15 protein-coding genes are annotated in these 16,840 nt (G+C 43.0%); 12 read left to right on the forward strand and 3 right to left on the reverse strand.

Annotation, left to right across the window (positions count from 1 at the left end; genetic code table 11):
* Window positions 1–19 precede the first annotated feature (19 nt).
* From ACKGJO_RS02480 to ACKGJO_RS02490, 3 genes are all read left to right on the forward strand, one after another.
* On the forward strand, window positions 20–2,293 hold the full coding sequence (locus tag ACKGJO_RS02480; RefSeq protein ID WP_411321813.1) for a sugar-binding protein: 2,274 nt from the start codon (window positions 20–22) through the stop codon (window positions 2,291–2,293).
* Window positions 2,294–2,360: 67 nt separating this feature from the next.
* A complete protein-coding gene (locus ACKGJO_RS02485) occupies window positions 2,361–2,645 on the forward strand; it encodes a hypothetical protein (protein ID WP_411321814.1) in 285 nt (94 codons plus the stop codon).
* A gap of 67 nt (window positions 2,646–2,712) precedes the next feature.
* Window positions 2,713–4,179 carry an SDR family oxidoreductase gene (locus ACKGJO_RS02490; protein WP_411321815.1) on the forward strand — a complete coding sequence of 489 codons (1,467 nt, stop codon included), beginning with the start codon at window positions 2,713–2,715 and terminating at the stop codon, window positions 4,177–4,179.
* A 15-nt stretch (window positions 4,180–4,194) separates the two neighbouring features.
* Here ACKGJO_RS02490 and ACKGJO_RS02495 read toward each other — a convergent pair whose 3' ends face one another.
* Window positions 4,195–5,310, reverse strand: a complete 1,116-nt coding sequence (locus ACKGJO_RS02495; RefSeq protein WP_411321816.1) for a 4-phosphoerythronate dehydrogenase — start codon at window positions 5,308–5,310, stop codon at window positions 4,195–4,197.
* Between the two features lie 51 nt (window positions 5,311–5,361).
* Between ACKGJO_RS02495 and ACKGJO_RS02500 the strand changes: the two genes are divergently transcribed.
* From ACKGJO_RS02500 to ACKGJO_RS02530, 7 genes are all read left to right on the forward strand, one after another.
* Window positions 5,362–6,705, forward strand: coding sequence for a thymidine phosphorylase (locus tag ACKGJO_RS02500; RefSeq protein WP_411321817.1), 1,344 nt, complete (start codon window positions 5,362–5,364; stop codon window positions 6,703–6,705).
* Between the two features lie 75 nt (window positions 6,706–6,780).
* The gene (locus tag ACKGJO_RS02505; RefSeq protein WP_411321818.1) at window positions 6,781–7,533 is read left to right on the forward strand and encodes a PspA/IM30 family protein; all 753 of its coding nucleotides are present in this window, start codon (window positions 6,781–6,783) and stop codon (window positions 7,531–7,533) included.
* 12 nt (window positions 7,534–7,545) lie between these two features.
* Entirely contained in the window at window positions 7,546–8,022 is a 477-nt protein-coding gene (locus ACKGJO_RS02510; protein ID WP_411321819.1) for a hypothetical protein, read from the forward strand.
* Entirely contained in the window at window positions 8,019–8,903 is an 885-nt protein-coding gene (locus ACKGJO_RS02515) for a hypothetical protein (protein ID WP_411321820.1), read from the forward strand. The genes ACKGJO_RS02510 and ACKGJO_RS02515 overlap by 4 nt, the downstream gene beginning before the upstream one ends.
* Window positions 8,904–8,905: 2 nt before the next feature.
* Window positions 8,906–9,685: an enoyl-CoA hydratase/isomerase family protein gene (locus ACKGJO_RS02520; RefSeq protein ID WP_411321821.1), complete on the forward strand. Its 780-nt coding sequence runs from the start codon at window positions 8,906–8,908 to the stop codon at window positions 9,683–9,685.
* Window positions 9,686–9,772: 87 nt separating this feature from the next.
* On the forward strand, window positions 9,773–11,050 hold the full coding sequence (locus tag ACKGJO_RS02525; RefSeq protein WP_411321822.1) for a hemolysin family protein: 1,278 nt from the start codon (window positions 9,773–9,775) through the stop codon (window positions 11,048–11,050).
* A 114-nt stretch (window positions 11,051–11,164) separates the two neighbouring features.
* The gene (locus ACKGJO_RS02530) at window positions 11,165–12,877 is read left to right on the forward strand and encodes an ATP-binding protein (protein WP_411321823.1); all 1,713 of its coding nucleotides are present in this window, start codon (window positions 11,165–11,167) and stop codon (window positions 12,875–12,877) included.
* A 347-nt stretch (window positions 12,878–13,224) separates the two neighbouring features.
* Here the strand turns inward: ACKGJO_RS02530 and ACKGJO_RS02535 are convergent, their stop codons facing one another.
* On the reverse strand, window positions 13,225–14,319 hold the full coding sequence (locus ACKGJO_RS02535) for a 6-phosphofructokinase (protein WP_411321824.1): 1,095 nt from the start codon (window positions 14,317–14,319) through the stop codon (window positions 13,225–13,227).
* A 172-nt stretch (window positions 14,320–14,491) separates the two neighbouring features.
* Between ACKGJO_RS02535 and ACKGJO_RS02540 the strand changes: the two genes are divergently transcribed.
* Window positions 14,492–14,977 carry an NAD(P)H-binding protein gene (locus tag ACKGJO_RS02540; RefSeq protein WP_411321825.1) on the forward strand — a complete coding sequence of 162 codons (486 nt, stop codon included), beginning with the start codon at window positions 14,492–14,494 and terminating at the stop codon, window positions 14,975–14,977.
* Between the two features lie 241 nt (window positions 14,978–15,218).
* On the opposite strand, the gene azu is transcribed toward ACKGJO_RS02540, so the two are convergent.
* A complete protein-coding gene (gene azu, locus ACKGJO_RS02545; protein ID WP_411323268.1) occupies window positions 15,219–15,635 on the reverse strand; it encodes an azurin in 417 nt (138 codons plus the stop codon).
* 236 nt (window positions 15,636–15,871) lie between these two features.
* On the opposite strand from azu, the gene ACKGJO_RS02550 reads away from it, so the two are divergent.
* Window positions 15,872–16,840: a Gfo/Idh/MocA family protein gene (locus ACKGJO_RS02550; RefSeq protein ID WP_411321826.1), complete on the forward strand. Its 969-nt coding sequence runs from the start codon at window positions 15,872–15,874 to the stop codon at window positions 16,838–16,840.

Consider the following 16,840-nt stretch of genomic DNA (forward strand, 5'->3'; position numbering starts at 1 on the left):
AGAGTTGAAATAGAAGTATATGAGTCAGACCGGTTACTATTATTCGTTTATATTCTTATGTGTGGTCTGTGGGATTATTGCGCCTGGAACCGGAATGGCTCAGGATCAGCAAAACGCGCTGAATTTCAGTTACGAACCAGCTGAAATAGCCGATGATTTTGATATCACCGGCCGGATGGATGATCCTGCCTGGAACAAAGTAGGTTCAACTTTGCTTAGATATCAGCGGCAGCCAAACGATCAGGAAGCGGCTCCTGTGGAAACAAGAGTAAAAGTGCTTTACAGTAGAGATCACCTGTATATCGGTTTTGAAAGTGATGATCCCGAACCTGCCAGAATCAGAGCTAATGTAACTGATCGGGACGGATTTTTTGGAGACGATTACGTTGGTGTGATTCTGGACACCTACAGTAATAATCAGCAGGCCTACGAATTTGTAGTCAATCCGCTCGGTATTCAGATGGATGCCACGCGTACAGCTACCTCAGAGGACTTCAGCTTTGATGCCCTCTGGTATTCTGAAGCGTTCATTACAGATTCCGGCTACGTTGCCGTCATGAAGATCCCGTTCAAGAGCTTTAACTTTCCGGATAAAGGTGTTCAAAACTGGGCTATTCAGTTTATCAGGAATTATCCACGTAGAAATCGCTACCAGCTCTCCTGGACCAATGTGAGTATGGACAATCCCTGTCTGCTTTGTCAGAGTGGTGAACTGAGCAATATCAGGGATATTGAACGTGCTAAAACGGTAGAGATCCTGCCTTATGCTGCAGCCACTCATCGCGGGGCACTTCTGGATCAGAATGATGCAGAGTCGGGTTTCAATAATGAGAGAATTCATACCAAGGCGGGGGGAAGTATCTCCTATTCTCCAACTACCAACAGCTCACTGGAGGCTGTGGTAAATCCGGATTTCAGTCAGATCGAAACAGATGCCTCGCAGATCAGCGTTAATGAAACTTTTGCTCTGTATTTCTCTGAAAAGCGCCCGTTTTTTGTGAAAGGATCGGATCTTTTCAGCACGCGGGAGAATCTTTATTACTCAAGAACTATCAATAATCCTTTTGCTGCTGCAAAGTTTACCCGTGCGACCAATAGTTTTAGTATTGCTTTTCTTTCAGCCTATGACCGTGATGCCCCATTTATTGTTCCGGGCAGGGAGCGCAGTTCTCAGGTTCAGACCAATTTGAATGCCTACAATAATATCATTCGAGGAAAATATAATCTGGGTGAGGAATCACATCTCGGGGCATTGATCACCACCAGAAATTACGAGGGCGGTCATAACTACGTTGGTGGCGTTGACTGGGCTTTGGCTGTTGCGCCTAATTACTACTTCAGGGGGCAGGCCGGCTACTCAAATACGCGTGAACTGGATGACGTGAATCTCTTTTTTGATCCCAGGACCCTTGGAAGTTCCTCTTATGATGCCACTTTCAACGGAGAACAATTTGGGGGAACCTTGCTCAGTACGGAGTTTTCAAGGGAATCCAAGTATTATAACTTCTCGGTGGATTACGAATCCTATTCACCGACTTTACAAACACAATCGGGCTTTATCAATAATGTAGACAGACGACAGATAGGTTTCAGTCAGGGTATCTCGTATTACCCTGATAACAACTTTCTTTCTCAGGGCTCACTTAGAGCGAGTGGAAACTGGCGGTATGACTTTGACGGTGAATTTCAGGAACGATTCATATTTGTTCGGTTCGATAATAAGTTGGTAGGTCAAAACGATCTCAATATCAGATTCCTGCCCCTCAATGATGAGCGGTTCAGGGGCCAGATGTTTCGGAATATTTACCGTGGTAACATTAGCTTCAGGTCAAACACTCTGGAAACCTTTTCCTTTGGCGGCAGTTTTGAATACGGAAGAAATATCAATCGCGCACAGGTTCCAACTGTAGGTATAGGATATAATATCTCAGCAAATGCCACAGTTAAACCCACTCCCCGTTTCAGAATGACCCTGAATTATAATTATTCCAAGTTATCAGAGGATGGCGGGGATCAAACCTACTACAGCGGTGATATTTATCGCCTGAATACCCGGTATAATTTCACCAAGAGATTATTTGCACGGCTTATTACCGAATACAATTCCTTTAGTGAGGAAGTGCAGATCTATCCGCTTCTATATTACAAAGCCAATGCCTTCACTAAATTTTATATTGGTATGACGAGCTATCACACCGATTTCTACGATGACTCTGCAAACCGGTCATACTGGGGCTACCGCCAGACTCAGCGTGAGTTCTTTGTGAAATTTCAGTATCTGATCCGCAGTTAGTCTGTTTTGCTCTTTGGTTTTGAGAAAATTGTGAAGTCAGGTTATTTCTGAAAAAAACTACTGCATTATGAATCGATCTCTCAAAAAACCTCTGATCGGACTTTTACTATCAGCTGTTATTGCTGTATTTCCTCTTATTCTTGTTTCGATGGTGAAACTGATAGCAAACCTCAGTAGCTGTAGATTAACTGAAGGGTCGGTCGAACCTTGTATTATTGCCGGTATGGATGTTAGTGGTATCCTCAACAACCTTTTGATGTCAGGATGGTATCTTTTCATAACTTTTCCAATTGGGGGAGTTCTTTTCTTCGGTTCGCTTATCTGGCTGACGCACATATATTTGAACCGTTAGAGAACCTTTTTTGATATTACTGTTGTTATTAATGGTAACTTGCGACTAATCAAAATGGGATAAGACTTTGTCTGACAGTAAAAAGATATTGGTAACCGGAGTAACGGGATATATAGGTGGAAGGCTGGTTCCTCAGCTTCTCAGTAAAGGATATGATGTTAGGGTACTAACCCGTGATGCCGAACGTCTTGAAGGCCGAAACTGGATCAAAGATGTAGAAGTGGTTGAAGGTGATGTGCTTGAACCGGAAACACTACCGAAGGTCATGGAAAATGTTGATGTAGCCTATTATCTCATCCACAGCATGAGCGGCAAGAGTAATGCCGATTTCCACGAACGTGATATGCAGGCCGCCAGAAATTTTGGTGAGGCTGCCAATCAAACCGGAGTTGATCGCATCCTCTACCTGGGCGGACTTGGAAACCCGGACGATAACCTGTCTGAGCATCTTGCATCAAGACAAAAGACGGGAGAGGTACTCAGGGAATCAGGTGTGGCCGTTACAGAATTTCGGGCTGCTATTGTAGTAGGATCAGGCAGTAAATCGTTTGAAATGATCCGTTATTTGACGGAAAGAGTCCCTGTAATGATCAGTCCGAAGTGGGTTTATAGTAAGGTGCAGCCTATAGCCATCCGCAATGTGCTTCAATATCTTGTTCTTGCCATAGAAAAGCCGGAGACAAAAAATCAGATCATTGGTATTGGGGGCAGCAGTATCATTACCTATGCGGATATGATGAAGATGTATGCTGAAATCAAGGGTCTTAAACGACTTTTGATACCGGTTCCTTTTCTTTCACCGGGACTCTCATCACATTGGGTTCATTGGATGACGCCCATCCCTGCATCTCTTGCCAGACCGCTTATCGAGGGTTTAAAAAATGATGTACTGGTTCAGAATGATAAGGCCAGACGATTATTTCCGGAAGTGAAACCGATCTCTTACAAAAAAGCAGTGGAACTTGCGCTAGCCCGTCTTGACACTGACGAAGTGGAAACCACCTGGAATGATGCCCTTATAAGCAGTAAAGGCGATGAACGGCCCGTTATCCTTGAAACAAAAGAAGGGTTGAATATTGAACGCCGCATTCGAAAAATAGATGTACCTCAGAAAAAAGTATTTGAAGTATTTACAGGACTCGGTGGGGAAAAAGGATGGCTGACCTTTGAGTGGGCCTGGAAATTACGTGGTATTCTGGACCGGCTTGTTGGGGGTGTTGGGTTTAGAAGAGGACGCCGCCATCCACAAAAACTTCGAATCGGAGATGCCTTGGACTTCTGGAGGGTGGAAGCTATCAAACCGGGAGAGATCTTAAGGCTACGGGCAGAAATGAAAGTACCGGGCCGTGCCTGGCTGGAATTTCAGGCGAGCACTGATGAGGAATCGGGAAAGACCAAACTGGTTCAAACTGCCTACTTTGCACCCAAAGGATTAATGGGGTTATTGTATTGGTATGCTCTGTACCCGATCCATTCATTCATCTTTTCTTCCATGATCGACAATATTGTAAAAGAAGCAGAGTCTGAAAATTGAGCTTTATTTAATTATTTATATTGAGGATGTGATTCCCAATTTCCTTAATTCGGGAAACTCGTCCAATAGCTCTTTTCTGATCTTCAGGTAGGAATATTCAAACCTGTAAGGCCATTCATTTCGCAAATTTCGGAATAAAAAGACTTTATCAGGTCGGCCGATCAGATCCCGTAAAGCCGCATCATAACCCATTATGGGATGGAGACGAGTGATCAGTTTGGTCAGGTCATATTGTATGTGAGCCAGGTCCTCCGCTTTGGATATATTCTTAAGCTCAGGAGTTGAACGGGAAAGATCAAAATGATCAGCCATATCATCGCAGATCATTTTTGTGGCATTGATCTTAGCCTGCTCCGAATATCCTGCGATATGGGGCGTAGCTATGAAAGCCTGACGTGCAACCTTAATTTTGAAGTCAGGCTCACCTTCCCATACATCAAGTACGTAATTTTCTATTGTTCCTTGTTTGTGAGCCTTCAATAGGGCTTGTTCATCCACCACCCCGCCACGCGAGGCGTTGATGATCAGTTTATAATTCCGGTCTTTAAGTTTATCATTATCAAGCCAATGATAGGTAGGGTAATCACCTTTTCGGGTCAACGGAACATGGAAAGTCAGGATATCGCAGCTCAAAACTTCTTCCATGGTTGCTGAGGTAAAATCCGTGTCTCGTTTTTCTCTTGGAGGGTCATAGGTCACATATTCAATATCGAAATCAGAAAGCAGGTCGGTCACTGCACTTCCGGCTTTGCCGACACCGATCACGCCGACTTTCCCAAATTTTGTTCCCGGCTGAAATTTCTCTCTCCAAAGCAGAAGGGCAGTCATTACATACTCAGCAACCGAACGAGCATTACAACCATTTGCGCTGGATAGTTCGATCCCCTCAGATTCAAGATATTCGTTATCCAGATGATCGGTTCCGGAAGAGCCGGTACCTACGAATTTCAGGCAGGATGGAATGTGCGGGAGCGTCTCCGCATTTAAATGAGTAACCGTGCGAACCAAAAGGGCATCAGTGCCGGTAAGATCGGGAATTCCCTTAGAAGGATCGTACAAATGTAGGTGCACATTTGATGAGATAAGTTCTTTTATTTTATAAAGATTTTGATCGGCTGCTACGTGTATCAAAAAATCTGATTTGAGTGAGAAAAAAAGTGTTTGAAAGCCTATACTTAGACAATGGAATCAAAATATAATATAGTTTCGATCATACGCAAAAAACGGGACGGGGAAACTCTCCTTAACGATGAGATCAAGTATCTTATCGATCAATATACGGCCGATGAAATACCGGATTATCAGGTAAGTGCTTTTCTGATGGCTTGTTTTCTGAATGGACTGAATGATGAGGAATCGGCAGCTCTGACAAAAGCTATGCTTCATTCCGGAGAGATCGTGGATCTATCGGATGTTTCCGGTAAAAAAGTAGATAAGCACTCCACCGGTGGCGTGGGCGATAAGCTTTCTCTCATTTTAGCACCGATCGTCGCATCAGTGGGAATTCCGGTTCCCATGATATCAGGCAGGGGGCTTGGTCACACCGGAGGCACACTCGATAAACTGGAATCCATTCCGGGTTTTACAGTTGATATGGACCTTCCGCGATATAAGGAGATCATAAACAAGCACGACTTGGTACTTGCCGGTCAGACTGCCGAAATTGCTCCGGCTGACAAACGACTTTATGCTCTTCGTGATGTTACGGCTACGGTAGAATCCATTCCGTTGATAGCCGGTAGTATCATGAGTAAAAAGCTTGCAGAAGGTATTGACGCTTTGGTTCTGGATGTGAAAGCCGGTTCCGGCGCTTTTATGAAAACCACGAAAGACGCCATCAAACTTGGTGAGGCTTTGGTTGGTATTGGTACGCAATTCGAAAAGGAAACGATCGCGTATGTGACCAATATGAATCAGCCGCTGGGTTATAAGATCGGTAACTGGCTGGAGGTAGAGGAATGTATAGATGCGATGCACGGAGAAGGTCCTGATGATATCATGGAGATCACGCATCTTCTTGCCGGGACCATGATCTACCTTGGTGATAAAGCAAAAACTGTTAAGGAAGGTATTGAGATCAGTAAGCAACAGATCGAAAACGGAGAGGCTTTTCAGAAATGGCTTGATATTGTTAAAGAACAGGGTGGTGATACAGAAATGATCGAATCTCCAAAAAAATATCCTCAGGCCCAGTACGAGTTTGTCATTAAAGCAGACAGTTCGGGTTACTTATCTGAAATGAATTCATATGAGATCGGTATGGCTTCTGTAGAAATGGGAGCCGGCCGAAAAAAGAAAGAAGACGACGTGGATCCGCAGGCCGGAATAGTACTTAAAAAGAAAATAGGAGACAAAGTTGAGAAAGGTGAAACAATTATGGTGGGTTATACGAACAAGTCATCAGCAATCGATGCTGCAAGTGATCAACTGATCGGTGCGGTAACGATAGCTGAAACTAAACCCGAATCAGTGAATTTGATCAGTCATACCATAGATAAGGACGGCAGCAGGGCATTTGAGCTTTAACTGCTTGAAATACACTAATAATCGGTTAATTTAGTTTGTAGATTAACAGGGCATTAAAAAATAAAGGAAAGTATTATGTTTCAACGATTTATGCGTGCTATAAAATCAATGTTCGGTGGCTTTATCAGCTCAATTGAGGATCCAAAACTCATTCTGGAGCAAAATATCCGGGAGTTGAACGATCAGATCCCGCAAATGAATGATAACATTGCAACAGTAAAAGCCAATCTTCTGATGCTTCAGAAAGAACTGAATCGCAATGAAAAGCAAATTCAGGATCTTACCAATAAAGTAAGGTCAGCCATTCAGGCCGATCGCGATGATATCGCTGAGGGATATGCCCTGCAGCTAGAAAAGGCTAAGGAAAGTCTGACGCACACCAAAGAGCAGTTGGAATTTGCCGAGCGTGCCTATGAAAAGGCGCTGAAGGTGAAGAAGGTGTTTATGAAAGAAAAAGACCGGAAAATTCAGGAAGCCAAAGAGGCCTTGCGTGCCAGTGAGCGCTCAGAATGGCAGGCCAAGATCGCCGATACTTTAGAGCAATTTGAAGTTGGCGGCATAGATCAGACTCACGATGAGATGATCAACCGCTTGAATGAGCGATCTGCCAAAAACGAAGCCCGTATGGAGATCGCACTGGACAGCATTGATACCGAAACCATGGAAATTGAAGCTAACGCTGAAAAGCTTCGTGCAAAATCACTCGTTGAGCAATTTAAGATGGATATGGGTGAGAAGAGCGGTTCCATTAATATCGACGAGGAAGAACCGGCGAAAGAAAAAGACAGTTCTAAGACCATTGGCAACAAAGAAAAATCAGGCTCATAATATCACATAGCCATGAGTACCAAAGGAGAAGAAGATCGCGAACGCCTAAAACAGGAATACAAAGACCACTATCGGCGTATTAAAGAGGCTAAAGAGCGCCTGAAGAAAGCCGAGCAAAAAGGCCGGATCTCAGATGCGGTTCATAAGATGAATGCCGATAATCTGCTTGAAACTATGGATGAATTCCTTGGCAAGGTTCGTGATAAGGTCACTCATGTTGAAGCCCGGCTTGATGTAGCTTTAGACAGCCTTGAAGATGAATCCTCAGAAGCTGCAAGTAAGATCAAGAAGGAAGAGCTTGATGAGGAAATGAAAAAGCAACGCGCCAAACAGACCCTCAAACAGGTAAAGGCTGAAATGGGAATGCTTTATAATGAGATCGAAAAACAGGCAGACGAGATCAAAACTGAAAAGACCATAGGCACTAAGAAACCTGATAGTACCACAGATACCGATAAAACAGATAATTCACCGGATGTGAAGCCATGAGCGAAGAGTTAAATATCAACTACACCCGAGAAGCATTCATGAACCCCATTAATTTGGGAGTGTTGTTGGTGTCTACACTTACGGCATTTTTCATGAGTGGATTTGGTGACGTCTCAAGCATACTTTTAACGACTGTTTTCGGTATTGAACTGATGTATCTGGGAATAGTACCCAAACTGCCCCGTTTCAGAAAAAAGCTGGAACTTAAAAAGATCAAAGAGCGACACGCAGCTAATAATGAAAAAGAATTATTTCAATCGCTCAATAACAAGTCTCAAAAAAGGTTTTTGGTACTGAAGCATTTGGCTAAGCTGGTTCAGGAAAACTTTGAGAAACTGCCTTACAGCTCTCAGGGTTTGCTGGATAATATCGGCAAAAAGATAGATGAACTGTTGGGCAACTATCTTACCCTGCTGGATCTTATCAAACGATATGAGGTGTATCTGAATACTTCGCTGGAGAGCAATCTCAAGGAAGAAGTGAAACGACAGATCGAGGAGATCAAGACGCTGGAATCAGAGAAGCTGAAGCGCACAAAAGCTCGCCGAGTGGCCATCATGCAGAAGAGACTTAAAAAATTCAGCGTTGCCAAGGAAAAGTATTTGGTATGTGAAACCCATCTGGAAACCATTGAAGATGCCGTCAGATATATCTATGAGCAGTCTATGACCATGAGTAACCCTGAAGAAATAGGGTTTCAGCTGGATAATCTGCTCACTGAAGTTGAGGAAACTTCACAATTGATTGATGACTTAGATCAGGATATTTTACCGGAGTACAATAATGAGTGGGAAAACGATATGGATTTTGATTCTATATTGGATGAACTCTCTGACGAAGTAGAAACCGAAATCAAACCCGCAAAGAAAGTTAAAGAATAAATATGGATCAGTCTTACGAAACGTTGCTTCTTGATGTTGATGAATCCGGAATTTGTACGCTCACCATAAATCGCCCCGACAAACTTAACGCGCTAAATAATAAGGTTCTGGATGAATTGGATGCTGCTGTAGATGCGATCAATGAAAATTACAAGATCAATGCACTTGTGATTACGGGAGCAGGCGAAAAAGCATTTGTAGCCGGTGCAGATATCAAGGAGCTTAGTAAGCTGGATCCTGTTTCGGGAGAAAATGTTTCGCAGAATGGACAGCGTATATTTCAAAAGATCGAGGATCTGACGATACCGGTTATTGCTGCAGTAAACGGTTATGCCCTTGGTGGCGGATGTGAACTGGCATTGGCCTGCCATTTACGGATCGCATCTGAAAATGCTGCTTTGGGTTTGCCTGAGGTTTCACTTGGTTTAATACCCGGTTATGGTGGCACGCAACGTCTTACAAACCTTGTAGGCCGTGCTAAAGCTTTGGAATACATTATGACCGGACGACAGGTTAAAGCTGATGAGGCTTTTGAGGTTGGTCTTGTGAATCAGATCGCAGATGCGAATCCTGTTGAAGAAGCAAAAGCCATGCTCGGTAAGATCTTAAAGCAAGGCCCTATAGCTATAAAAAATGCTATTCTGGCCGTTAAAGGGGCCGATTCCGAAAATGGCTATGAAACAGAAGCCCGACTATTTGGAGAATTGTGCGGCACAGCTGATTTTAAAGAGGGTACCGGCGCATTCCTCGAAAAAAGGAAACCTAATTTCTCCGGAAAATAAGAACGAACTTTTTTTGAATGAAAGACGAACCTCCATCGGGTAGTTACACGGTTTTTAAACATATATTTACACTTTCAGAGGTATTCTATGAGTGAATTTCTTCTGATCGTCGTAACCATCATATTAAGTGGATTTTTTTCCGGGTCCGAGATCGCCTTTGTTACAGCCAATAAGCTGAAGCTAGAGGTAGCCTCCCGTAAAAATAACTTTTTGGGTAATTCCATTGAATTTTTTACCCGAAAACCGGAAACCTTTCTTACCACTACCTTAGTTGGAAACAACATTGTAAATGTGCTATATGCTACCTTTATGGCCATATTTCTGGTTGAACCGATACAGAAATACAGTGATATCTGGTTTGGCATTGTGCCAACTGAGCTTGAAACACTTTTGGTTCAGACCATAGTGGCAGCGGTTGTGATCATGCTTTTTGGCGAGATCCTTCCCAAGGCAATATTCCGGGCATTGGCAGACAACATGATAACAGCTATTTCTGTGCCTCTCCGTATAGCTTACTATTTATTCAGGCCGCTGATCGAGATCTCGAGGGGTTCCTCAAATGTACTGATCAGATTATTGGTCAAAGATGCAGAGGTTCCCGAAAATTACTATCGCCGACAGGATGTGGAGATGATCTTCAAGGAGCTGCGAGACAGCGGCGGGAGTCATGATATTGATGAAGATGATTCCGAGATCCTTCACAATGTACTCGAGTTGTCTAATAAGAGGGTTAAAGATTCCATGATACCACGTATTGAGATAGAGGCGGTGGAAAAGGATACCCCCATTGAAAATGTATTGGATATGTTTATCCAATCGGGCCATTCCAAACTGCCTGTTTATAAGGATTCGATCGATGATGTGATAGGAGTTGTGTTTACCCACGATTTCTTCCATGAACCCAAAAGCCTGAACGAGATCATCCGGCCGGTAAAGCTGGTACCTTCAAGCAAGAAGTCAAACGACTTGCTTACAGAATTCAGGCAGTCTAATATGTCTGTGGCCATTGTATTGGATGAATATGGAGGAACAGCCGGAATGGTTACCATTGAAGATCTTTTGGAGGAAGTGGTAGGGGATATACAGGATGAATATGATGTGGAAGATGAGATCATGAAGCAGCTTTCCGACAATAGTTTTGTTGTCAGTGGTAACGTTGAGATCGCCGAACTTTGCGAGAAATTTGAAAATATTGATCTTCCGGTGGAACCTTCTGAATACGATACCGTAGCAGGATACGTCATAAATCATTTAGGGCGCATACCAAAGGTGAATGAGGAAGTGGTTATAGACGGGAATAAATTCATTATAAGTAAAGCCACTCCAAGTCGCATTGAAACGGTGAAGCTCATATTAATAGAGTAAGCTCTCAGCTGTCAGACTTTAGCTTTCAGAAATTCAAAATTACTGAAAGCTGAGAGCTGAAGTCTGATAGCTATTTGTTAATTAACAATTAGTCGGAAACAAGGAAAACACATCATGTTCGAACACTATCCAAAATGGTCACAGGAATTTGCCAGAAAATATCTCAGCAGGACCATCAACCAGTTTATCATTCACGGTAATGTTCACGATCTCGTATCGCTAAAAACGGATGATGGCACGAAATTCAACAGGCTTAAATCCTTTTTGTCTGATGAATTCTTTGGGGCTCGCGATTTTGTGATCTTTTACGACAGAGCTTCGGGTATCTATTTTCGCGACAAGGAATCACAGGCTGATTTCAATCAGGCCATTGCCGGAAGAGACAGCCTGGTAGGAACCGATTTTGCGAAAAAGATGCCAAAGGATCCTGTACGGGTGATGTCGCTGCTGGAGCAGTATTTCCGCCTCCGCCTCGAACAAAAGAAAAGTGTTGGGTTGATCATTGATTATGCTGAAACCATCGTGCCTATGAGTGATGCAGCATCCATCGGGAATGAAGACCGGACTTCCATGGTATACCTGTCACGCTGGGCACATGATCCTATGTTTCTGGCATCAGATTTTACCACTGTTCTGATCACAGAGAATCTCTCAGACCTGAATAAAACTATAGTTCAAAATCCCTATACCAGTGATATCAGGATCAATCTGCCGGGCGATAAAGATCGTCTAGATTTCATAAAGTATGAAACTGAAAATGATGAGTGGGAAGATATTTCGACTGTGAAGCCCGATATCGTAGCACAGCAAACAGCCGGTTTAAACTTTGTGAATATCCGAAGTGTGATTTCACATGCCAGGGAAAACAAAGAAAATATCACGTTTGAAGGGTTATCAGAATCGAAAAAAGAACTCATTGAAGCGGAAGCTTATGGACTTCTGGAATTTGTGGAGACTCCCTATTCGCTTGATAATGTAGCTGGACATACTCATGTTAAGAAACATCTTCGTCAAGCTGTACAGGCTCTCAAAGCGGGCCGGCAGGATGTGATGCCGATGGGTTACCTGGTGTGTGGCCCGGTTGGAACCGGAAAGACCTTTTTGGTAACCTGTTTTGCCAGTGAAGTGGGTATACCCATGGTTAAGCTGAAAAACTTCAGAAGCCAATGGCAGGGAGTTACAGAGGGTAATCTCGAAAAGATCCTATCTCTGCTCAAGGCAATGGCCCCTGTAGCCGTTATGATCGATGAGGCGGATGCTTACCTTGGTGACCGCAGTGCAAGCGGTGACAGCGGCGTTTCGAGCCGTGTATTCTCTCAGATCGCTACCTTTATGAGTGATACAGCTAACAGAGGTCGAATTGTGTGGTTCCTGATGACAGCAAGACCCGATCTGATGCCTGTTGACCTTAAACGACAGGGAAGAGCAGAAGAACACCTTGCATTATTTCCGCCCTATACCAAAGAAGAAAGGGTAGAGTTATATGAAGCTATGGCAAAGAAGACCGGGCTGAAAATGACAGAGAAGTATATACCTAAAGTCATCGAAAATGGAGACAAAACCTTTTCCGGGGCAGATATGGAGGCTGCTCTTACGAGAGCTAAATTCCGTGCTGCTGCTACAGGAGATATGAAAGTATCTCCAGAGATACTTGATCTTGCATTGGAGGATTTCCTTCCACCAACCTATCCGGAAGAGATCGAGCTGCAAACTTTAAGTGCAGTCACTGAGTGTACCTCCAAAGAATTGCTTCCTGAGCGCTACCGGGATATGGATCGGGATGATATTCTTTCCACCATCGATGAGTTGAAGTTCAGGATCGGATAAGAACGGTTGGAACATTCAAGAAGGAAGATTGAACTAATTTGGTTTAAATGAACTGAATTGCCCCGCTCCTTAACTTTTAATTCGCTCTGACGCTCTGTGTCGGAGCGTAATTGCTTATCAAATAAGACATACACTCACCCTTATTATCTTTCCAAGAGAGGAAGACGTTGTTATTAGATTAGGGGTTCAACCAACTCACTTTTGTTGTCAAAAGTACCTTAAAGCATCAGAAATACTAAAGGAGTTCGCCACCCGGGAGGGGATTAATGGTGTGTCAGTACCACCAAGGCTTCGAAGTTAGCTAGACAATTACAGAACAGTATATCGCATTAGTCAAATCATCCACGCTAATCCCCGAAGCTGATACCTACACCTTTCGCAGTATTAACGAGGAAGCTTTCAGGATCCACCAGATTTTGTCCTTTCGTGGCTGTTTTTAGAGATACAGAAGTGATCTCGTTGTCGAGGAATGAGACCATTTTACCGAAATCACCCTCCATAGCCATCTCCATTGCTTTAACTCCAAACTGAGTGGCTAAAATTCTGTCAAAGGCAATTGGGGTACCGCCACGCTGTAAATGACCCAGAACCATTTCACGAATATCGTTTTTAAAACCGGCATTTTTCAGTTCTTCAGATAGCTGGTAGGCTATACCGCCAAGCCTTGGATTACTGTAACCGGTCTCATCACTTTTTCGTGAAACAACTGTTCCATCCTTGGCTTTTGCTCCCTCTGCAATAACGATAATGGCAAATCCTTTACCTTCATTATACCGTTTATTCAATCGCTCAACTACTTTGTTGACGTCATATGGTATCTCAGGGATCAGACAGACTTCGGCACCGCCGGCTATTGCAGCATGTAAAGCTATCCATCCGGCCCCCCGTCCCATGACTTCAAGGATCATAAGTCTGTGGTGACTTTCAGCAGTGGTGACCAGTTTATCAACCGCATCGGTGGCAATGTCAACTGCTGTTTGAAATCCAAAGGTGTAATCGGTGCAAGAGAGATCATTATCTATGGTTTTAGGCACTCCGATGATATTAACGCCTTTCTCAAACAGCGCCTGGCTGATCCTCTGTGAGCCATCACCGCCGATATTTATCACCGCATCATAACCTTCATCATTTAAAAACTTAACGAGGTCATCAGATCGGTCTACCGTATCCCAGCTGCCGTCATCTTTTTGAACCGGCCAACTGAAAGGACCGCCTTTGTTCGTGGTCTTAAGAATGGTGCCACCCTTAGCATGGATCCCGCCTACATTATCATCATTTAATTTCATGATCTCCCTTGGATCTCTCAAGGCCCCGTTAAAAGCTTCAATACTTCCGTGTACTTCCCAGTTTCCGGCCACTTCGGCCCGTTTTACAATAGCCCGGATGACGGCATTCAACCCCGGGCAATCGCCGCCCCCTGTTGCTATGAGTGCTTTTTTCATAACTGTTTATATTTTGACAAAATTTGAGATAACAATTAAATACTGTGATGTAAGGTATAAATAATCTTATTAAAGCCGATACAATATATGATCTGGATCAATTGATTAATTGAAACGATGCGATCTTCAGATAAATTTATAGAGTTGAATCACAACAAAAAAATAATCATATATGAAGATCCTGATAATAGGAGCAAATGGACAAATTGGAACACGACTGGCTCATCAACTAAATGATAGTGAGCATGATCCTGTGGCTATGATACGGAAGGAAAAACAGCAGGAAAAATTTAAAAAAGAAGGAATACCGACAGTTTTAGCAGATCTGGAAGAGGACATCAGTCATGCATTCAAAGATATTGAGGGAGTAGTTTTTACCGCAGGTTCAGGTGCTGATACCCCAAAATCACAGACAAAAGTGATTGACGAGGAAGGTGCTAAAAAGGCGATCGATGAAGCCATTGATGCTGAGGTGAATAGGTTTGTGATGGTAAGTGCTCTTAAGGCAAACAGAGATCCAAAAAACTGGTCAGATTCCATGCAACATTATTATGAAGCGAAGTCAAATGCAGATGAATATCTGAGGAACTCAGGGTTGAATTATACTGTGTTAATGCCAGGGCGTTTGACAAATGAAGAGGGAACAGGAAGGGTATAATTAAGCGAAAGAATTGAAGATCTGAAGGGTCGTAGTATTACACGTGATGATGTGGCTGCCGTGATCGTGGAGCTTTTAGATGCTGAAAATACTTATAACAAAAGTCTCGATCTGTTGCAGGGGGATGAACCGGTAAAAGAAGCCGTTTCAAAGATATCCTGAAAATAAAAAACCCCGGAGATGGTCAAATATCCGGGGTTATGGGTATAAATAAGTAGTTTAGATGTGCAACTAACTACTCCTATTCAACAATAAATTTTCCTTGCATCAAAGCGTAGTGTCCGGGGAAGCTACAGATGAAATCGTATGTACCCTTTGCCGGTGCGGTAAACTCGATCGTTGTTTCTTCACCGCCGCCAAGCATTTTGGTGTGTACAATCACGTCATCAGTGCCTTCAGGGATGTAATCGTTGCCTGCGGCTTTAGCAGCAGCAGAACCAAATTCCTGAATGTTGGTTCCTTGTTTCAGCAGAACCCAATTATGGCCCATAGCTGCTTTAGGTAGTTTCCCAACATGCTTGAGGGTTAATTTTACGGTTTGGCCTTCTTCAACCTTGATCTCGTCGAGGTTGAATTTCATTTGGTCGTTACCTTCAATGGTGATCTCGACCACATCTTGTGCCATTACAGATGTTGATAATGCAAGTGTAATGATCATTAAAAATGATAGTAAGTATCTCATAGTGATGAATTAGTTATTTGGGTTAAAGCGATTCCGACCTCTATTTTCAGATACGCTAGTCTTTTAATCGCTTCAAAGGTCGGTTGCTAATGTGAATTTTTTGTGAAGCTGTTGAATTAACGTTTTATAAACCTTAAAAATTCTGTTTTTATTGTTATTACAAGCTGAGTTCAGTTATTTTAAAGATCAACTTTTTAATTTATGAAGCCATTATGCCAGATAAAATAAAATGGGGTGTTCTAAGTACAGCCAATATCGGAGTTGAGCATGTGATACCCGCCATGCAAAAGGGAGAATTAACAGAGGTGGCAGCCATCGCTTCAAGAAAACTTGCAAGGGCGGAGGAGGCTGCAGAAAAGCTTGGTTTGTCAAAGGCCTATGGTTCTTATGATGAGCTACTTGATGATGATGAGATAGATGCGATCTATAATCCTTTACCCAACGATCAGCACGTTCCATGGACGATAAAGGCAATTGAGGCCGGTAAGCATGTATTATGTGAAAAGCCCATTGCACTCAACGCTAATGAGGCTGAAAAACTATTGGCTATTTCAGAAAAACATCCACATATCAAGGTCATGGAAGCTTTTATGTATCGGTTTCATCCGCAATGGGATATTGTAAAATCATGGATCAGTGTTGGAATGATCGGAGACATCAACTCAATCCAATCGGCCTTTACTTATCATAACACAGATCCTGATGACTTTCGAAATCATCCTGAAATGGGAGGTGGCGGGTTATTGGATATTGGCAGTTATTGTATATCATCCGCCCGATATATTTTTGAAGCAGAACCTGAAAAGATATTGAGTTCAGTCGAGATAGATCCTGAATTTGGCGTTGACCGCCATGCGTCAGCTTTAATGGAGTTTCCGGAAGGTACAGTTTCTTTTTACTGCTCAACTCAGTCTGATCCAATTCAGAATATGACCATATATGGGAGTGAGGGTATCATTAAGTTTGAAATTCCATTCAATCCATTGGAAAAAGAAGTGACCGTATCATTGATCAAGGATGGTTCTGTGATTGAAAAAAAGAAAGTTCAGGCAAACCATTATACGCTTCAGGGGGATGCTTTTTCAGAGGCTATCATAGAAGATGGTCCGGTTCCAACTCCTTTAAGAGATGCTGTTGCCAATATGAAGGTGATAGATCAGATCATGAAGAAAGGGCGGTAA

Source organism: Gracilimonas qinghaiensis (assembly GCF_046602855.1).
Lineage (GTDB): Bacteria > Bacteroidota > Rhodothermia > Balneolales > Balneolaceae > Gracilimonas.

Bases quoted from the DNA above. Each gene is read 5' to 3' on its own strand.
- ACKGJO_RS02520 (WP_411321821.1), top strand. From the start codon at position 8,906: ATGGATCAGTCTTACGAAACGTTGCTTCTTGATGTTGATGAATCCGGA.
- ACKGJO_RS02480 (WP_411321813.1), top strand. From the start codon at position 20: ATGAGTCAGACCGGTTACTATTATTCGTTTATATTCTTATGTGTGGTC.
- ACKGJO_RS02525 (WP_411321822.1), top strand. From the start codon at position 9,773: ATGAGTGAATTTCTTCTGATCGTCGTAACCATCATATTAAGTGGATTT.
- ACKGJO_RS02510 (WP_411321819.1), top strand. From the start codon at position 7,546: ATGAGTACCAAAGGAGAAGAAGATCGCGAACGCCTAAAACAGGAATAC.
- ACKGJO_RS02550 (WP_411321826.1), top strand. From the start codon at position 15,872: ATGCCAGATAAAATAAAATGGGGTGTTCTAAGTACAGCCAATATCGGA.
- ACKGJO_RS02540 (WP_411321825.1), top strand. From the start codon at position 14,492: ATGAAGATCCTGATAATAGGAGCAAATGGACAAATTGGAACACGACTG.
- ACKGJO_RS02535 (WP_411321824.1), bottom strand. From the start codon at position 14,319: ATGAAAAAAGCACTCATAGCAACAGGGGGCGGCGATTGCCCGGGGTTG.
- ACKGJO_RS02500 (WP_411321817.1), top strand. From the start codon at position 5,362: ATGGAATCAAAATATAATATAGTTTCGATCATACGCAAAAAACGGGAC.
- ACKGJO_RS02485 (WP_411321814.1), top strand. From the start codon at position 2,361: ATGAATCGATCTCTCAAAAAACCTCTGATCGGACTTTTACTATCAGCT.
- ACKGJO_RS02505 (WP_411321818.1), top strand. From the start codon at position 6,781: ATGTTTCAACGATTTATGCGTGCTATAAAATCAATGTTCGGTGGCTTT.
- ACKGJO_RS02530 (WP_411321823.1), top strand. From the start codon at position 11,165: ATGTTCGAACACTATCCAAAATGGTCACAGGAATTTGCCAGAAAATAT.
- ACKGJO_RS02515 (WP_411321820.1), top strand. From the start codon at position 8,019: ATGAGCGAAGAGTTAAATATCAACTACACCCGAGAAGCATTCATGAAC.
- azu (WP_411323268.1), bottom strand. From the start codon at position 15,635: ATGATCATTACACTTGCATTATCAACATCTGTAATGGCACAAGATGTG.